This window comes from Streptomyces sp. NPDC050534 (assembly GCF_044457745.1).
Classification (GTDB): Bacteria; Actinomycetota; Actinomycetes; order Streptomycetales; family Streptomycetaceae; genus Streptomyces.
In genome coordinates this window covers 451513-469521 of record NZ_JBITHF010000001.1, presented here as the reverse complement: position 1 = coordinate 469521, position 18009 = coordinate 451513, and the positions used below count along the sequence as shown (strand labels likewise).

Genomic DNA, 18009 nt, shown 5'->3' with positions numbered 1-18009 from the left:
CGCTGCGATTCCCGGCGTCGCCATCCCCCGTAAACCCGCTCAAAGGGGAACCCACGTGTCCACCGAAGCGCGCACCCAACCGGATTCCACCGCCGTCGGCTCGCCGCCAGGGGGCCTACCCGTCGGCACCCTGGTCGCCGGCTGCTTCGCGGTCTGCCTCGCGCAGATCGCGTTGGCCATGCCGGCCACGCTGAACGGGCTCTTCCAGGAGGACCTGCACCCCGTCGGCTCGCAACTGACCTGGATCTCGGACGCGTTCCTGCTGCCGGTATCCGTCCTGGAGCTGACCTTCGGCGTCCTCGGCGACCTCTTCGGACGCAAGCGCCTGCTGGTCGGGGGCGGTGGACTGCTCGTGGTCGGCGAGGCGCTCGCGGCCGCGGCGACCGGCATCCACACCCTCTGGGTGGGCCAGGCCATCGCGGGCCTGGGCGCGGCGGCGCTGTTCCCGACCTCGCTCGCGATGATCGCCGCGGGCACACACTCGGCCAAGGACCGCGCCCGCACCATCACGATCTGGGCCGCGGCTCTGTCCAGCGGCGGCTTCGTCGCCCCCGTACTGGGCGGCATCACCGGCAACTACGGCTCCTGGCGCTGGGCCTTCGTCGTGGTGACGGGCCTCGCCCTGATCAGCACCGTGCTCAGCCAGCTGCTGGCGCACAACTCCAGTGCCCCGCAGGGGCGTTCACTCGACCTGGCCGGCCAGATCACCGTCGGTGTCGGCATGTTCGCCCTCCTGTACGCGGTCATCCAGGGCCCGGCGGACGGCTGGACCGCGACACCGGTGGTGATCGCCTACGCGGTCGCCGCGGTGTTCATCGGCCTGTTCGTCGTGGCCGAACACCGAGCCGCCGCGCCCCTGTTGCGGCTCGACCTGTTCAGGAACCGGGCGTTCGCGGTGGCGTCGTTCGTCGCAGTGGTCGGCATGTTCAGCTACCTCGGCACCGCGTATGCGACCAGCATCCGCCTGGGCCCCATCCAGCACCAGAGCCCGCTGCGCGGATCGTTCGCCTTCATCCTGCTCAACGCCTGGGCGCTGCTGCTGATGCCGGTGATCTCCCGACTGCTGGAGAAGGTCAGCCCGCGGTGGGTCCTCGGCGCCGGCCTGGCCCTCATGGCCGCGGGTGACTTCCTCGCCGCAACCCTGTCCGTCCACGACCGCGCCCTGACCTCGCTGATCCTCCCGATCGGCCTGGTCGGCATCGGCTTCGCACTCACGGTCTCCTCGATCACGGCCACCGCCGTGAACACGGTGGAGGTCCACTACGCGGGTATGGCCAGCGCCTCCACGAGTCTGCTGCGCGACTTCGGCTTCACGCTCGGCCCGGCCGTCATCGGCGCGATCGCGCTGAGCCGCGCGGCGGACGAGTTCACGTCGAAGCTGTCCACCTCCGCACTCTCGGCACCGGCCAAGGCGGCCGCGGGCCAGGTGGCCGCGGAGGGCGGCCCCCTCGCCGCCAACTCGGTCCCTCCGTCGTCCCCGCCCGGCGGCGCGGTCCCCATCGCCCTGGAAGCGCTCGGCAACGGCTACGCGATCGGCTACGTGGTCTGCGGCGTCGCCGCACTGGCCTGCTGCCTCCTGAGCGTCGTCGCCCTGCGCGGGAAGGGCGACAGCGATGCCACCGTGGGCATCGACGAGGAGGCGCGGGAGCAGCCCGCGGCCGCATGAACAACAGCCGTCGAATACCGCTCGAGCATTGGAGCAATTTGCAGAACGAGTGACCATTTCGGGGATTCCCCGGGGAGCGTGTAACACGGCAGCGGGGCACGCGCGCTGACATACAGGCACAGTGACGCGTCAGATTGGAATTCCCGTGAGCAATTACGACCCCGGGCCCGGGTACCACCAGACCTACGACCGCCCGCCGGAGCCCGTCCCCCACCAGGAGCCTGCCCGCCGCTACGAGCGCAGAGAGTCGGCGGGCCGCAGAACCGCCCTGCTCATCCACACGATCGCCGACATCGCGGCCGCCTTCCTGGGCCTGTGGATCGTCCTGTACCTGCTCGACGCCAACCGGGACAACGTGTTTGTCGAGTTCGTGCACTCGGTGGCCGGCGGACTGGCCTGGTGGTCACAGGATATTTTCACCATGGACACAGAAAGCCTTCGCGTTCTCCTCAATTTCGGTCTGCCGGCTGTGATTTATCTGGCAGTCGGCCATGGCCTCTCGGCGCGCCTCAGCCGTGCCTGACAGTATTTCCCGGATCGGCCCGCGCGACATGATTGAGGACCTGAGACAGTGACACCCGAAATAGCCGGAAACGATCACCTACCGGTCTACGAGAGTCTGCTTCGTGAGCGCGGTGACGTCGTGGCGGAGGCGCGCGTGGCGGCCGAACACATGCAGGACCAGGCGCCGCATCCGGCGGTCCACCACGAGCAAGGTTTCTCTGGGGCCCACCGCCCGCAGGACCAGGCTCCGCACTATGCCCAGCACCCTCAGCATCAGGCGGAGCTTCAGCACACTCAGCATCCGCAGCACTCTCAGCACCAGTGACGCGCCCGCAGGGGCGGCCGGACGAACGCCGCGCTGTCTGCCCCTGCGGGACGCATCGCGCACGTGCACCCCATGTCGCGTGCGGCGCGGAGCCGTGGTCGTGGAGGTGCTCCAGCTCGTGGAGGTGCTCCAGCCTGGAAACCCATCCGGTCACCGTCTGCCGCTTCAGCACGAGCGAGGTATCCCGGGTGCTGACTGATCTTCCGGACCCGGTTCGGTGGCTTTTCCCCGCCGGGCGGACATCTCAGGCCAGTGGTGACGTGCGGGCCGGCACCGGTGTGGGCGCGGTCGGCGAGGACGGGGACGCCCTGGCGTTCGCAGATCCGGATGATCTTGTGGGTGCGGGCTGCGGTCAGGTCATGGGTGCGGCCCGGCGCAGTGCGGGCGAGATCCACAGAACCTCGCCGGTCGGATCGGTGATGAGCTGGACGTTCACCTCGTGGCGGCGATGCTTGGCGGAGCAGCCGGCCCGGCTGTCGCCGACGCGGTCGCACTCGGCGAGGGTGCCGTCCATAAGGACGAACTCGGGATCGTGGTCGCGCAGCGCCTTCAGCAGGCCCCGGGCCCGGTCGGCGAGCAAGCCGGTGACGGTGGTGACGTAGGCGTGGGCGGTGCCGACGAATATCCCGAAGGCCGTGGCGATCCTCGCGAGGGTGTCGTGGCGGCGCAGGTACACGAGTGTGACCAACGCACCGGAATGCGGCGGGAGTTTGCGCCGCCGGTCAGCCTCGTAGGTGACGACGAGCATCGTGACCCACTCGACCAGGGCGTGTGAGAGGTCGAGTGCGGCGGGATGGGGAACCAACAGGGCTCCTGTGCTGCTGAGTTGAGACCTCGAACACCTCGCTCAACAGCACGGGAGCCCTGTCCGTTGCGCCCCGGGCTCACGCCGGCTCCGTCCCCCTATCAGTGGCCACTCTGAAAAGGCGCCATCAACCGTTTGCTCAGACAGGAAGTTCGGTGATGCCGAGGGCGAAGTCCAAGTTGCCCACCCCGTGGTTGGCGAGGCCCACCGTGACCAGGCCCGCTCCTTCGAGCCAGTGCGCCATTTTCAGGCCGCCGACGTCCAGCGGGCGCAGCCCGAGGGTCTCGATGAACGCCTCCACGCTTGCCTTGGCCTGCGCGCTATCGCCGGCGATGAAGACGTCGGGCCGACCCTTCTCCAGGACCTGGCGGAAGATGGTGTTGAACGCCTTCACCACGCCGGCGCCGGCCGGGGCCACCTTGGCGACTTCCTGCGCGATCGAGGTCTCCTCGCGGTGGGCCAGCCCGTCGAACGTGGAGTTGAAGGGATTACTGATGTCGACGATGACCTTGCCCGCGAGAGCGTCTCCGTACTGGGCGACGGCCGGCACGACACCGTCGTACAGCAGGGCCACGATGACGATGTCCCCGGCCGGGGCGGTGCCCCATTCTCCCGTCGTGGCGCCGTCGCCGAGAGCCTTGACCAGGTCGGCGGCCTTGGACTGATCGCGGCCCATGACCTCGACGGTGTTGCCGCCGGCTATCGCTCGCGCGCCGATGGTGCGGGCCATGTTTCCGGTGCCGATGATGCTGATGTTGCTCATGAGATGTCCTGCCCTGGTTGTGTGTTGTCCGGTTCAAATGGCGGTGGTGCCGCCGTCGGCGACCAGTTCCATGCCGTTGACGTAGCTGGAGTCGTCGGAGGCGAGGAAAAGGGCGGCGGTGGCGATTTCGTCGGGGCGGCCCATCTGGCCGCGGGGGATGAGGGACTCGAACTGGCGCTTGGTGGCCTCGTCGAAGAGTTCTTCCTGCTTGGCGGTGGCGACCTGGCCGGGGCTCAGGACGTTGACGCGGATGCGGCGGTCCTTGAGCTCGTTGAGCCAGATGCGGGCCCACGCTTGCTGGACGGCCTTGCTGCCGGCGTAGACGCTCCATCCGGGGAAGGCGCCGAGAGAAGCGTTGGAGCCGGTCATGAGGATGGAGCCGCCGTCATTGAAGAGCGGAAGGGCCTTCTGGACGGTGAACAGGGTGCCGCGGGCGTTGAGCCCGAACCAGGTGTCGAACTGGGCCTCGGTGATCTCGCCGAGCGGGGCGGGCTCGCCGCCGCCGGCGCTGGCCCACAGCACGTCGAGGCTGCCCTTCTCCCGCTTGACGGTGTCGTACAGGCGGTCCAGGTCGTCCAGGTCGGCGGCGTCGCCCTGGACGCCGGTGACGTTGCGGCCGATCTGCTGCACGGCCTCGTCCAGGGCGTCCTGGCGACGGCCGGTGATGAAGACGTGCGCTCCCTCGTCGACGAACAGCTTCGCGCCGGCCAGCGCCATGCCGGTGGTGCCGCCGGTGATGACCGCTACCTTGCCGTCGAGCTTTCCCATGGTTGCTCCCTTGGGTCGGTGGTGCCGTGCGCACCTGGGACGACGATGTTATGTACACCGTCCTGTGTACGTACCGTACGGGGCGGGCGGCCGGGGCGCAAACTATGTACACCGGTCGTTACCCGGCCGGGGTACCATGGGCCCATGACGGAGTTGGAGAAGGGCCCCACGGGCCGCCGCCGCGGCCGGGGCGCCCGCGAGCGCATCCTCAGCGCGTCCCAGCAGCTGTTCCGCGAACAGGGCATCAACCGCACCGGCATGGACCAGCTCTGCGCGGCGGCCGAGGTGTCCAAGCGCACGGCCTACCAGCACTTCACCGGCAAGGACGAACTCGTCGCCGAGTACCTGCGCCGGTTCGACCCCTCCGTTCTGTCCGGCGTGTTCGACCGCACCGACCTCACGCCCCGCGAACGGCTCCTCGCCGCCTTCGACATCCCCCCCACCACCCCCCTGTGCCCGTACATCGCCGCCGCCGTCGAACTCCACGACCCCCAGCACCCCGCATCCCAGTACGCACGCGACTACAAGAAAGCCGTCGCCGCGCGGCTCGCCGACACCGCCCGCGAAGCCGGCGCCGCCGACCCCGAACAGCTCGGCGAGCAGCTCGCGCTGCTCATCGACGGCGCCGCGGCCCGCACCCGGGTCCTCAACGCCGACGCCTTCCCCACCGCCGCCGCCATCGCCGCCGTCCTCATCGACAACGCCATCCCCGCCACAGCCGGCGATGACCGGCGACGGGAGGAAGCGTCAAGCTGACTCGGCACTCCGCGGCCGGGCTGGACGCGCCGCCGGTCGCGCGGCTGCACCCGCTGGTACGCGACACCAGCCGCCCGGCACCTGGCCCGGGCTTGCTGGCTTTTGCGCATGCATCGCTCGGGAGACGGGACCGCATTTGGACACCGTGCGCGGCCGGCGTGGCCGGTTCGCCCGGGCGGGCCTGCCCGGGCTCAAAGACGGTCAACGCTGCGGCCGTCCCGTCAGGGCGATCCGCGACCGGCACACCGTCGGTCACCACGAAGAATCCTCTGCCGCACCGGCAGCGTGAACAACCCTTGTGGGATTTACGGCACCGACCGCCAAGCCCCACGCGCGGCCGGATCCTACGGTTCCCCGGCACCCCTCCCCGTAGGCTCAACACGGTTGTCCTGCAAGGAGATTGACGATCGCCGTTTCACGGCAGGCGTCACAGGGGGGGCGGGAAGATGACGGACGAGGGGCTGATCCGGCCGCTGCCGGAGCTGCTGAAGGCGCACGCGGAGAGCTCTCCGTCCCGGGTGGCGTTCGCGGACGACGTACGTGCCGTCACCTACGCGGAGCTGGAGCGGCGCACCGGGCGCCTGGCCGCGCACCTGGCGGGCACGGGGCTGCGGCGTGGTGACCGGGTCGCGATCTGCCTGGGCAACTCTGTGGAGACGGTGGAGAGCCTGCTGGCCGTCGTGCGGACGGGCGCGATCGGCGTACCTCTCAACCCTCGGTCCTCCGACGCCGAACTCGCCCACTTCCTTCAGGACAGCGGCGCCTCGGTCCTCGTCACCGACCCCGCGCACCTGTCCCGGCTGCACCGCCTCGGCCCCGTCGGCCCGCGCGTCCTGCTCACCGGTGCGGGCCCCGTCCCCGCGAACACCCCGGACGGCACGGTCCTCTTCCGCACGGCCGCCACCGAGCCGGCCACGGAGTCCGCCACGGAGTCCGGCACGGAGTCCGGCACCGAAGCCGCCGGCACGCCCCTGGACGACCTCGGGCTCGATGAGCCGGCCTGGATGCTCTACACCTCCGGCACCACACACCGCCCCAAGGGCGTGCTGTCCACGCAGCGCGCCGCGCTGTGGTCGACGGCAGCCTGCTACGTCCCGCTGTTCGGCCTCTCGCCCCAGGACCGGCTGCTGTGGCCGCTGCCGCTGTTCCACAGCTTCGCGCACTCCCTCGCCGTCCTGGGCGTCACCGCCGTAGGCGCGAGCGCGAGAGTCACCGCCGAACTCCTGCCGCCCGACGGCCTGTTACGGGAACTGCGCGACCCTCACCCGGCCCTGGACGGCCCCTACACCCTCATGGCCGGGGTCCCCGCCACCTACCACCAACTGACGGCCTCGGCCCAGGAGGCCGCTCCCCCGCCGGGCCTACGGACGTGCATCGTGGCGGGCGCGCCGAGCGGGCCGGCCCTGCGCACCTCGGTGGAGACCTTGTTGGGCGCTCCCCTCCTCGACGCGTACGGCAGCACCGAGACCTGCGGCATGATCGCGGCGAACCGCCCGGAGGGGCCAATCCTGGACGGCTCCTGCGGACCGCCGGTCCCGGGCATGGAGGTGCGCATCGTCGATCCTGCCTCAGGCGGTGACGTGACGGACGACGGCCAGGACGTCACGGACGTCACGGACGGCGGGGAGGGCGAGATCTGGGTACGCGGCCCGAGCCTCATGTCCGGCTACCACAACCGGCCCGAGGAGACCGAGGCCGCGCTGCGGGACGGCTGGTACCGCACCGGCGACCTCGGCCGGCGCGCCGAGCACGGTCATCTCGTCCTGACCGGCCGGGTCAGCGAGTTGATCATCCGTGGCGGGGAGAACATCCACCCCACGGAGATCGAGCAGGTCCTGCTGCGCGCTCCCGGAGTGCGGGACGCGGTGGTGGTCGGCGTACCGCACGACGTCCTCGGCGAGGTCCCGGTCGCCTACGTCGTACCGGGCCCGGAGGGCATCGACCCCCGCCGTGTCCTGGACGCGTGCCGCGCCCAACTCGCCGCGTACAAGCTGCCCGTCGCGATCCACGAGATCGCCGCCGTCCCGCGCACAGGGTCCGGCAAGATCGCCCGCCGGGCGGTCGTGACAGACGCCCGCTCCCATGCGGGATCCGATCTGGCATCCGATGCGGGATCCGATCTGGCATCCGATGTGGATCTACGTCCGGCGGCAGACAGCGACGGCTCGCTGCGGCAGCGGTTGCTGGCACTGCCGCCGGAGGGTCGGGAACGCGCGCTGCGCGAGGCGGTGCTCGCCGTGACGGCCGCCGTCTGCGACGGCGGACCGTACGAACGGCTCGACGCCGACAGCCCGTTCACCGACCTCGGCCTCACGTCCGTCGCCGCCGTCACGCTGACCGACCGGCTCGGCGAGGCCACCGGACTGCGGCTGCCCTCGACGCTGGTCTTCGACCATCCGACCCCGGCCGCAGTCGCCCGGCAGATACACGGCACCCTCTTCGTCCCGGAGCCCGCGCCCGCACCGCACTCCGCCTCGGACGTGGAAGCGGCCGATCCAGTGGTGATCGTCGCCATGGCCTGCCGCTACCCCGGCGACGTCAACTCCCCTGACGACCTGTGGCAGTTGGTGTCGGAGGGCCGGGACGCGATCACCGGCTTCCCCATCGACCGGGACTGGGACCTGCCCGCCCTCTACGACCCGGACCCGGACCGCACCGGCACCTCGTACACGCGCAGCGGCGGATTCCTGCACCAGGCAGCGGAGTTCGACGCGGGCCTGTTCGGGATCTCCCCGCGCGAGGCGCTGGCCATGGACCCGCAGCAGCGTCTGCTGCTGGAGACCTCATGGGAGCTCTGGGAGCGGGCCGGCATCGCGCCGACCGCGCTGCGCGACAGCGACACGGGGGTCTTCGTGGGCCTGATGCACGGCGACTACTCCTTCCGCCTCACCGAGCCGCACGAACTGGAGGCTCACCTGGCCCTCGGGGCGACGGGAAGCGTGGCCTCCGGCCGCCTCGCGTACACCTACGGCCTGCGCGGACCCGCCATCACGCTCGACACCGCCTGCTCCTCCTCGCTGGTGGCGCTGCATTGGGCGGCGCAGGCGCTGCGCTCCGGCGAGTGCGCCCTCGCCGTGGCCGGCGGGGTCACCGTGATGGCGACACCCAAGGCGTTCACTGCGTTCAGCCGCCAGCGCAACCTCGCGCCCGACGGCCGCTGTAAGTCGTTCTCTGCTGCCGCGGACGGCACCGCCTGGGCCGAGGGCGTGGGCCTCCTGCTGCTGGAGCGGCTGTCCGACGCCCGCCGCCAGGGCCATCCGGTGCTGGCCGTGCTGCGCGGCTCCGCCGTCAACTCCGACGGCGCGTCCAACGGCCTGACGGCCCCGAACGGTCAGGCCCAACAGCGCCTGATCACACAGGCGTTGACGAACGCGAGCCTCGGGGCAGGCGACGTGGACGTGGTCGAGGCGCACGGCACGGGCACCACCCTCGGCGATCCCATCGAGGCAGCGGCTCTGCTCGCCACGTACGGCCAGGGACGTCCCAAGGACGGACCGCCGCTGTGGCTGGGATCGGTCAAGTCCAACCTCGGACACACCCAGGCTGCCGCCGGTGTCGCCGGGGTCATCAAGATGGTGCAGGCCATGCGGCACGGGGAGCTGCCCCGAACGCTGCACGCGACCACTCCCACACCTCATGTCGACTGGTCCTCGGGCCGGGTGGAGCTGCTGGCCGAGTCCCGCCCCTGGCCGGCGACGGACTCCCGACCGCGCCGGGCCAGCGTGTCTGCCTTCGGCATCGGGGGGACGAACGCGCACGTGATCCTGGAGGAACCACCACCGGCCCCGCGTGCGCCATCGGACGCCGGGACCGTAGTGGCACCGTGGTTGCTCCACGGCGCCGATGAGCGCGCCCTACGCGCCCAGGCCCGCCATCTCGCCGACCACCTGACGGCCCACCCCGGCCTCCCTGCCGCCGACGTCGCCTTCTCCCTGGCCGTGTCGAGGGCGCCGCTCACCCAACGGGCGATGGTGCCGCCCGGGGACCGGGCCCGGATGACGGCCGCGCTGCGCGCACTGGCGGAGGGCGACGACTGCATCGACGCGGAGCGGGCCGTCGCGAGACCCGGCCTGCGGACGGCCTTCCTGTTCACCGGCCAGGGAGCCCAACGCGTCCGGATGGGAATGGAGTTGCGCACGGCGTTCCCCGCCTTCGCCACCGCTTTCGACGAGGTGTGCCGGGCGCTGGAAGGCCACCTCGACCGTCCGCTGGAGGAGGTGCTTTCCGCCGAGCCTGGTCGGCCCGAGGCCGCCCTGCTCGACCGTACGGACTTCACCCAGGCCGGCCTCTTCGCCTTCGAGGTGGCCCTGTTCCGGCTGCTGCAATCCTGGGGCGTACGGGCTGACTTCCTGGCCGGCCACTCCGTCGGGGAACTCACGGCGGCCCATGCCGCCGGCATACTGGACCTGCCCGGCGCGGCTCAACTCGTCGCGGCTCGGGGCCGGTTGATGCAGGCCCTGCCCGCCGGCGGGGCGATGGTGGCGCTGCACGCGACGGAGGACGCGGTGCGGGCGGTGCTTGAGAGCACCGGCGAGCGGGTGGCGATCGCGTCGGTCAACGGGCCGCGCTCGGTGGTGATCTCCGGCGCACGGGAGACGGTGCTCGCCATCGCGGCAGGGTTCGAGGCGCGCGGCCGCAGGACCGTACGCCTGAGGGTCCGCCACGCCTTCCATTCGCCTCTGGTGGAGCCGATGCTCGACGACTTCCGCCGGGTCGCGGAGGGGCTGACGTTCCACCCGCCGCGCATTCCGGTGGTCTCCACCGTGACGGGCCGCCCGGCCGAGGCGGGGGAGCTCTGCTCCCCGGAGTACTGGGTACGCCACGCCCGCCGCCCGGTGCGCTTCGCCGACGCCGTGCGCTCGCTCGGCGACCAGGGGGTCTCGGCGTTCCTGGAGGTCGGCCCCGGCGCCGGACTGACGGCCGCCGCCGAGGACTGCCTGAGCGAGGACGGCGGGACCGAGGGCTGCGGGACCGAGGACGCCCTCTTCGTCGCCGCCTCCCGTGGCGGCGAACCCGAGCCGGAGGCCCTCCTGTCCGCGGTGGCCCGGCTGCATGTGCGCGGGGCGCATGTCGACTGGCCAACCGTGTTCGCGGGCACCGGCGCCCGACGGGTGGACCTCCCGACCTACGCCTTCCAGCGGCAGCGGTACTGGCTGGAGGCACCGCGCTCCACGGATCGGGCGTCATCGGCCCACGGCCATCCACTGCTGGGCCCGGCGTTCCCGATTCCGGACTCCGACCGCACGGTGTTCGCCGGTCGGCTCTCCGGCGCGGCGCACCCCTGGCTGGCCGACCATGTGGTCGCCGGGAGGGTCGTCGTTCCCTCAACGGTGTTTGCGGAGCTGGCCGTTCGGGCGGGCCGAGAGGTGGGCTGCGAAGGGCTGGAAGAGCTGGTGGTCCTGTCCCCGCTCACCCTGCCCCCGGCAACGGACATACGCCTCCAGCTCGTCGTGGGCGCGGCGGACGATGCGGGTCGGCGTCCCGTGGACGTCCACGCCCGCCCGGACGTGGAGAGCGACGGCTCGTGGACCCGGCACGCCACGGGTCTGCTCGGCCCGGCGCCCGCCACTGCGCCCACGCAGGAGACGGCGTGGCCGCCTCAGGACGCGACCGAGATCGACCTCACCGACGCGTACGACAACCTGGCGGACACGGGACTCGCCTACGGTCCCGCCTTCCGCTGCGTACGGGCGATGTGGCGGCGCGGCGACGAACTGTTCGCGGAAGTCCGTCTGCCTGAAACCGAGTTGGCGAGCGACAGCCGTTTCGGAATCCATCCGGCCCTGCTGGACGCGGCCCTGCACGCTCCCCTGCTCGCGGGCCCCGCACCCGAGCCCGGCACCGTCCGGATGCCGTTCACGTGGAACGGATTCCGCCTGTACGGAGAGGAGTCCGTGGAGGCGCGGGTGCGGATCACCGTGCGCGGGGCGGACAAGATCACAGTGACTCTCGAGGACGCCTCCGGCCGCCCGTTGGCCAGGCTGGATTCCCTGATCACCCGCGAACTACCGTCCGAGGATGAGGACTTGGCCGACCGGGCTTTGTTCCGCCTCGAGTGGGTCGCCATAGCGGCCGAGCACTCGGCGGACACCGCACGCTGGGTTCTCCTGGACGACGGGCTGGACCTGCGGAAGTCCCTCTCCGGCGTGTCGGAGGCCGCTGTGCCGGAGCCGGACACGGTCGTCGTCACGGCCGTCAGCGAATCGGCGGACTCCGCCCCGCTCACCGCCGTACACCTGCTGACCGGCAAGGTGCTGCGCACGCTGCAGGACTGGCAGGACGATCCGCAGTCGGCGAGCTCGCGGCTGGTGGTGGTCACTCGGAACGCAACCCCGCCGGAGCCGGATCTGGCCGGGGCGGCGGTGTGGGGCCTGGTGCGTGCTGCCCAGTCGGAGCTGCCGGGACGCATCGTCCTGGTCGACGTGGACGGACGGCCCGAGTCCACGCGACGGCTGCCCGAGGCGGTGGCCACGGGTGAATGCCAACTAGCTGCCAAGAAAGGGCAATTGACGGCACCGCGACTGACCCCGGCGGCAACCACAGGACTTCCGAGCGGCATCCTGCGCCCCGACGGCACCGTCCTGATCACCGGTGGCACCGGTGCCCTGGGTGCGGAACTGGCCCGCCACGTCGTCACCTCGCACGGCGTACGACATCTGCTGCTGACCGGACGCAGCGGACCCAAGGCGCCGGGCGCCGATGAACTGCGGCTGGCATTGGAGGGGTTGGGAGCACAGGTGCGCATCGTTGCCTGTGACGTGAGCGACCGGGCCGCACTGGCCGAGGTCATCGACGGATGTGAGCCCCCGTTGACGGCCGTCGTGCATGCCGCCGGTGTGCTGGACGACGGCGTGCTTCCTGCGCTGACGCCCGAGCGGATGGCCGCGGTGCTGCGGCCGAAGGCGGACGCGGCCTGGCATCTGCACGAGCTGACCCGGGAGTTGGATCTGTCGGCGTTCGTGCTGTTCTCTTCCGTGTCCGGTCTGCTGGGCCGCGCCGGGCAGGGCAACTACGCGGCGGCGAACACCTTCCTGGATGCGCTGGCCCACCACCGCGCCCGACTGGGGATGCCCGCCGCGTCGTTGGCGTGGGGGCCGTGGGAGTCCGCGAGGGGGATGGCAGGCACGCGGCAGGTGAAGACGGACGGGCTGCGACCACTCACCGTGCCCCAGGGCCTGACCCTGTTCGACGCGGCACTCCGCGCGGGCGAGCCCGTAGTGGCGCCCGTCCTGCTGGACCGGGCGGCCCTGCGATCCGCCGGAGGGCATCTGCCGCCGCTCCTGCGTGGGCTGGTACGTGCCGCGACGCCCGCTGCTGAGGGCGCACACCCCGACCCGGAGCAGCCGTGGCAGCCGGGCGCATGGCGCAAGCTGCTGGCCGAAGCTCCGGCCACTCAACGCGAGTACGTACTGGTCGAATTGATGAACACCGACGTAGCAACCGTACTCGGCTACCCGGACGCCGCCGCACTCCCGGCCGGCAAGTCCTTCATCGAGCTGGGCTTCGACTCCCTGATGGCAGTGCAGATCCGCAACAGGCTGAGCACAGCCCTACGACTCAGGCTCCCCGCCGCCGTGGTGTTCGAGCACCCGACGGCAGAGGACCTGGCCGGCCACGTACTCGGCCTGCTCCAGGACGAGCTACCCGCAAAGACAGCGGAGGCCGGGCAACCATCAGCACTGCGCCCCGCCCAGACCCTGGCCTCCCTCTACCGGCGCGTCTGCGAGACAGGCCGGGTGGTCGAGGCGATGCACATGCTGGTCACCGCGTCCTGGGCGGTACCGACCTACGACGCGGCCGACAGCAGACGGCACGCGCTCCCACCGACGCGGCGCGCAACGGGTTCCGGGGACGGCCCGGTACTCGTCTTCTTCCCGGGCACCAACCCGCCTCTCGCCGCCCCGGCCGGAGAATTCGCCCGCTTCCACGCTTGCCTCCAGGGCGAGTTGGACGTGCTCGAGTTCCCGCACCCCGGCATCGGCGCGGGTGAGGCCGTACCGGCCAACCTGGAGACCCTCGCCGTCACCCACGCCGAGTCGGTGATGAAGCACGTAGTGAACCGACCGTTCTTCCTCGTCGGCGCGAGCACCGGAGGCGCCGTGGCGCACGCCGTGACCCGGCAGCTGGAGGCCATGGGCACTCCTCCCGCCGGGCAGGTGCTGCTGGACACGTACGTCATCGACGACGGCAACAGCGACAAGGAGTGGCTGCTGTCCCTCCCGGCGGCCATCGCCCCTCACCTGGCCGGCCACGAGTTCACCGGCGACGAGGACGCCGGCGTTGCAGCCCTGGGCGCGTACACGCGCATGTTCCTCGGCTGGACCCCGAAGCCGGTCGCCACACCCACCCTGCTGGTACGCGCCACGGAACCCACCCCCGAGATGGCGGCGAACACGACACGTGACGAGTGGCGAACTTCCTGGCCCCTGCCGCACACCCAACTCGATGTCCCCGGCAACCACTTCTCGCTCCTCCAGGACCACGCCCGGACCACGGCGACGGCCGTCCGCGGGTGGATGGACCGGACCACCTGAGGACTCCTGAGGACTCCTGAGGACTCCTGAGGACTCCTGAGGACTGTGGAAGGAACCACGGCCTCGCACCACGACCATTCGATGGCGCGCCTGAAGTGTTCTCACTGCACTCGACGTGACCGTCTCAGGAGAAGTCTGCCGCCGTGATGCCCTCGGCATGTCCGGACGGCCACTCCACCAACTCGATCCGGTAACCGTCCGGGTCGGTGAGCCACGACGTCTTCGGGCCGTCGGGGCCGCCCGGGTACTGGACAGGTCCCGGCTCCAGGCCGGCATCGATCAGGGTCTCCAGGGTGGTGGCGAGCTTGTCCACCTGGATGGCGAGGTGGTCGAAACCGCTGCCCACGTCGACCGGTCCGCCGGCGGGGCGGTGGACCAGTTCGAGCGAGGCCGCCGGTTCGCCGGGGAACTTGAGGATCACGAGGTGATTCCCGTCGCCGCCGTCGACCCGGCCCAACTCGGTGTAGCCCAAAGCGGTGTAGAAGTCGAGCGAGCGGTCCAGGTCGGTGACGCGGTAGGAGACGAAGAGCGTCTTCATGCGGTCTCCTCGGACCGGCGTACCCGGTAGCGGAGGTGCGTGACGTCTCGGTCCTCGAGCCGTCGGACGAGGTCGAGTTCGATGTGCTCGCCACCGAGGTGGTCGAAGAGTCGTCGGCCCTCCCCGAGGAGGACCTGAACCAGGTGGATCTCCATCTCGTCCATCTGCCCGGCTCGGAGGAGCGCTTGGGCCGCGCCCGCCCCATGGACCAAGATCGGCCGGTCCCCGGCGGCCGCGCGAGCCTGACGGGCGCAGTCCTCGACGTCGGTGACGAATCGCGCGTGGCCGGGTGGCACATCCCCGTCGTCCACGTGGTGGGTGAGCACGAAGATCGGCACACCGTCGTGATGGTCGCCCTGCCAGCGCCCGGCGAGTTCGAAGGTCCGACGGCCGGAGATCACCGCGCCGGTTGCCGACGCCTCGCGATACACCTGTCCGCTGGGACCGTCGGATTCCCGGTCGTCGAGCCAGTTGAACAGACGTCCACCGGCACGTCCGAGCTCCTGGCCCGGTCGATCGTCCGGACCTGCGATGTAGCCGTCCAGCGACATCGACATGTACAGCCGAATCGGATTGCTCATCCTGGCCTCCATCTCTCCTCCATGACACCGTGATCCGCCGCGTCCTGATCCGCCGACGCGGCGGAGTGTCACACGGAAGACTTCAGTCACTCGGCAAACTCATCGGCCTGCCGTGCCGGCCCCGCCCCACCGCGGGAGTCGGGTCATTCCCGAAGGGGCGGGGTTGATCATGCCGCGAGCGCCTCGGGGCGCCCGACGTCGCCGGCACCGCCCACCGCCCACCGCCCACCGCCTACCGCCTGGCTGCGGGGCCGTCCGGCGACTGGCGCAGATGCCGAGCGAAGAACCCGGCCGCGGCGTCGCCCGCGGACTGCGGGACGCCGGTGTGCCCGCCCATGTTGGCGTTCAGTGTCTTCTCCTTGGAGCCGAAGGCGTCGAACAGGTCAAGGGCCGCCTGCCGGTCGTTCCCTTCGTCGTCCCACTGCAGCAGGACGTGCAGCGGAATGGTGACCCGGCGGGCCTCCTCGAACATGGCGGCGGGCACGAGGCTCCCGGCGAACAGAGCGGCGGCCGAGATGCGCGGCTCGACCACCGCAAGCCGGATGCCGATGGAGATCACTCCCCCCGAGTATCCGACCGGGCCGCCGATCTCGGGCAGTGACAGGAGAGCGTCCAAGGTGGCCTGCCATTCCGGGACCGCCTTCTCGACGAGCGGGAGGATGAGGGCGTCGATGATCTCGTCGCCGACCGGCTCGCCGGCCTCCATGGCCCGGCGCAGGTCGGCGCGGGCCTGCTCGACGGCCGCCCAACGGGGCCGGTCACCGCTCCCGGGGAGCTCGATCGTGGCTCCGGCGAAGCCATCCGCCGCGGCGTGCCGGGCCCGCCCGGCCAGCCGGGGGTACATCCTGCGCAGTCCGAGCGGAGGGTGGCCGAGCAGGATCAGCGGCACCGGTGTGGCTGCGGACGCGGATGCGGGCGTCCACAGGACGCCGGGGATCTCGCCGAGGACGAATTCACGCTCGAGGACGCCGTCGTCGAGACGCTGTTCAGAAGTGAATTGCATGGTCGTGCCTTTCGGGAGTGCGCTTGAACGGCGCTCCCGGACGACCTACCGCCCGACCGTGACCCCGAAGGAGAGCACCCATGTCGATACTGTGTTCACGGGTACCACCTCCTCGTTCTCTCGCACGGCCTCGGGAAACCTAGCAAGGGCCGCCGAGGTCCGCCAACAGGTTTTTTGCGGGGGGGTCCGTGCCCCGCCGCGCAGGCGGTCACGCTCGGCCGGCAAGATCCAACAGGCGCTCACCGCTGCCGCCGAAAGGCAGTCAGCGCGCCGCGATGCGTGGTCGTCGACCTCCGCGGCACAGTTCCAGGCGGGCCAGGCGGGGACGCCCAACTCCCTTGCCAAACCCGAGAGTTCGAAAAGGATTGGTCAGGCCCAGGCAAGGATTGCGCAGGTCACTCTTTGTTAACCCCATGGGTCTACTCGCATAGAGCGGACAGTGGTGTCATGCCGTGAGCCGCCCGGTACCCCACTGTCCGGGCCCACCTTGCGGGAGGACCCCCAATGCGTCGTTTCACCGCCACAACCTGCGCCCTGGCCCTCGGAGCCGCGGGCCTGATCGCCGCCACGGCCGGCACCGCCCAGGCCTCGACCTGCTCCCACTCCCTGCTGCCGCTGCCCGACTCCTCGTGCACGCCCGGCGCCTACAACTCGGACGTCACCCAGTCGGACATACACAGCACGATATGCGTGTCCGGCTGGACCGCCACCGTCCGCCCGCCGACGTCGTACACCAACCCCCTCAAGGCCCAGGGCATCATCGACTACGGCTACTCCGACACCAACATGGCCGACTACGAGGAAGACCACCTCGTTCCGCTCGAGCTCGGCGGCTCGCCCCGCGACCCCGGCAACCTCTGGCCCGAGCCCTACTCCGGCTCCCAGACCGCGCACTCCAAGGACGGGGTGGAGACGAAGCTGAAGAACGCCGTCTGCGCCGGCACCATCACCCTGTCCTCCGCCCGCAGCGCCATAAGGAGCAACTGGACCACGGCCCTGGAGGTCACCGGAATCGGCTGACCCCGTCAACGGCCGGGACATCCAGACCACGCATGCGGGATGTCCCGGCCGCCGGCGGCACATTCCCACCGCCCGCGCGCCACAAGGCGCACAACGGCCTGAGCCTCGCGTGCGCAGTTCGGTCAACGCGCTGCACACCCGGCGCCGTTCTGCGGCCCCTCGCACGTTGGATCTCCACCAAGTACGGCGCTGTTCAGGGGCGTTGATGTCAACGCGAATGTCGGGCGTTGGCCCCAATGCTCTGAAGGACGCGTGCTCGTTGCTCGTCCAGGCACCCGCCTGCCACCCCGATGCTCCAGCCTGCGAGAGTGGTCCCGTGCTGCTGGATCCTGAGAACACCCTGTTCATCCGTGGTGCCATGCCTGTGCTCCTGCTGGCGGACGCACCCGTCCACGATGCCCTGCCGCTCCTGGCCGCGCCGGACGGGGCGGTGCCCTTGTGCGAGGGCTGGAGCATCATCCCTCGACTCACCCTGTGCGTCGTGGACGGACCTGGCGACCACGGAATCGTCGTCCCCGTTCTCGCTGCGCCGGTTGTCGGAGGGGCGGACACTGGCACGGCACCGAGCGGTATGGACGACTGGTGCGCTGATGCCGAGCAGGCCGGCGGAGCGGTCGTTCTGTCCCTGGAACAGCTTCCTGAGGCGCTGGACTGGCCTGCCTTGCTGTCGTCAGGCACCGCGCGAGGTGGCTTCATGCCGGCGCCGGCCTGAACGTGCCGGCCATGGCGCCGTGCTGAGCGGAGGG

Annotated in this window: 12 protein-coding genes and 1 pseudogene; 6 read left to right on the top strand and 7 right to left on the bottom strand. The window is 70.9% G+C overall.

What is annotated here, in order from left to right:
* The first annotated feature begins 55 nt into the window (after positions 1–55).
* A complete protein-coding gene (locus ACIBN2_RS02100; RefSeq protein ID WP_399132166.1) occupies positions 56–1666 on the top strand; it encodes an MFS transporter in 1611 nt (536 codons plus the stop codon).
* A 145-nt stretch (positions 1667–1811) separates the two neighbouring features.
* Positions 1812–2189: a hypothetical protein gene (locus ACIBN2_RS02095; RefSeq protein ID WP_399132165.1), complete on the top strand. Its 378-nt coding sequence runs from the start codon at positions 1812–1814 to the stop codon at positions 2187–2189.
* Between the two features lie 78 nt (positions 2190–2267).
* On the opposite strand, the gene ACIBN2_RS02090 is transcribed toward ACIBN2_RS02095, so the two are convergent.
* The 4 genes and pseudogenes from ACIBN2_RS02090 to ACIBN2_RS02075 form a co-directional block, all read right to left on the bottom strand.
* Entirely contained in the window at positions 2268–2471 is a 204-nt protein-coding gene (locus ACIBN2_RS02090) for a hypothetical protein (RefSeq protein WP_399132164.1), read from the bottom strand.
* Positions 2472–2719: 248 nt separating this feature from the next.
* A pseudogene (locus ACIBN2_RS02085) lies at positions 2720–3300 on the bottom strand (transposase family protein); the annotation flags it as partial.
* A 139-nt stretch (positions 3301–3439) separates the two neighbouring features.
* Positions 3440–4063 (bottom strand): NADPH-dependent F420 reductase, encoded by a 624-nt coding sequence (locus ACIBN2_RS02080; protein ID WP_399132163.1) that lies wholly within the window; start codon positions 4061–4063, stop codon positions 3440–3442.
* Positions 4064–4096: 33 nt separating this feature from the next.
* Entirely contained in the window at positions 4097–4831 is a 735-nt protein-coding gene (locus tag ACIBN2_RS02075) for an SDR family NAD(P)-dependent oxidoreductase (RefSeq protein WP_399132162.1), read from the bottom strand.
* Between the two features lie 144 nt (positions 4832–4975).
* Here ACIBN2_RS02075 and ACIBN2_RS02070 point away from each other — a divergent pair, with 144 nt between their 5' ends.
* Positions 4976–5587 (top strand): TetR/AcrR family transcriptional regulator, encoded by a 612-nt coding sequence (locus tag ACIBN2_RS02070; RefSeq protein WP_399132161.1) that lies wholly within the window; start codon positions 4976–4978, stop codon positions 5585–5587.
* A 446-nt stretch (positions 5588–6033) separates the two neighbouring features.
* On the top strand, positions 6034–14121 hold the full coding sequence (locus ACIBN2_RS02065) for an SDR family NAD(P)-dependent oxidoreductase (RefSeq protein ID WP_399132160.1): 8088 nt from the start codon (positions 6034–6036) through the stop codon (positions 14119–14121).
* Positions 14122–14245: 124 nt separating this feature from the next.
* On the opposite strand, the gene ACIBN2_RS02060 is transcribed toward ACIBN2_RS02065, so the two are convergent.
* The 3 genes from ACIBN2_RS02060 to ACIBN2_RS02050 all read right to left on the bottom strand — a co-directional run bounded on the left by ACIBN2_RS02060 (position 14246) and on the right by ACIBN2_RS02050 (position 16243).
* Positions 14246–14659, bottom strand: a complete 414-nt coding sequence (locus tag ACIBN2_RS02060) for a VOC family protein (protein WP_399132159.1) — start codon at positions 14657–14659, stop codon at positions 14246–14248.
* A complete protein-coding gene (locus tag ACIBN2_RS02055; protein ID WP_399132158.1) occupies positions 14656–15240 on the bottom strand; it encodes a dihydrofolate reductase family protein in 585 nt (194 codons plus the stop codon). Before ACIBN2_RS02055 ends, ACIBN2_RS02060 begins: the two co-directional genes overlap by 4 nt.
* Positions 15241–15472: 232 nt before the next feature.
* Positions 15473–16243 carry a dienelactone hydrolase family protein gene (locus tag ACIBN2_RS02050; RefSeq protein WP_399132157.1) on the bottom strand — a complete coding sequence of 257 codons (771 nt, stop codon included), beginning with the start codon at positions 16241–16243 and terminating at the stop codon, positions 15473–15475.
* A 504-nt stretch (positions 16244–16747) separates the two neighbouring features.
* On the opposite strand from ACIBN2_RS02050, the gene ACIBN2_RS02045 reads away from it, so the two are divergent.
* A complete protein-coding gene (locus ACIBN2_RS02045) occupies positions 16748–17263 on the top strand; it encodes a hypothetical protein (RefSeq protein ID WP_399132156.1) in 516 nt (171 codons plus the stop codon).
* A 316-nt stretch (positions 17264–17579) separates the two neighbouring features.
* Positions 17580–17975 carry a hypothetical protein gene (locus tag ACIBN2_RS02040; protein WP_399132155.1) on the top strand — a complete coding sequence of 132 codons (396 nt, stop codon included), beginning with the start codon at positions 17580–17582 and terminating at the stop codon, positions 17973–17975.
* Positions 17976–18009: the final 34 nt, after the last annotated feature.

Coding starts and splice junctions, on each gene's coding strand:
- ACIBN2_RS02090 (WP_399132164.1), bottom strand. CDS start 2,471: ATGCTGAGTGTGCTGAAGCTCCGCCTGATGCTGAGGGTGCTGGGCATA.
- ACIBN2_RS02080 (WP_399132163.1), bottom strand. CDS start 4,063: ATGAGCAACATCAGCATCATCGGCACCGGAAACATGGCCCGCACCATC.
- ACIBN2_RS02075 (WP_399132162.1), bottom strand. CDS start 4,831: ATGGGAAAGCTCGACGGCAAGGTAGCGGTCATCACCGGCGGCACCACC.
- ACIBN2_RS02070 (WP_399132161.1), top strand. CDS start 4,976: ATGACGGAGTTGGAGAAGGGCCCCACGGGCCGCCGCCGCGGCCGGGGC.
- ACIBN2_RS02065 (WP_399132160.1), top strand. CDS start 6,034: ATGACGGACGAGGGGCTGATCCGGCCGCTGCCGGAGCTGCTGAAGGCG.
- ACIBN2_RS02060 (WP_399132159.1), bottom strand. CDS start 14,659: ATGAAGACGCTCTTCGTCTCCTACCGCGTCACCGACCTGGACCGCTCG.
- ACIBN2_RS02055 (WP_399132158.1), bottom strand. CDS start 15,240: ATGAGCAATCCGATTCGGCTGTACATGTCGATGTCGCTGGACGGCTAC.
- ACIBN2_RS02050 (WP_399132157.1), bottom strand. CDS start 16,243: ATGCAATTCACTTCTGAACAGCGTCTCGACGACGGCGTCCTCGAGCGT.
- ACIBN2_RS02045 (WP_399132156.1), top strand. CDS start 16,748: ATGCGTCGTTTCACCGCCACAACCTGCGCCCTGGCCCTCGGAGCCGCG.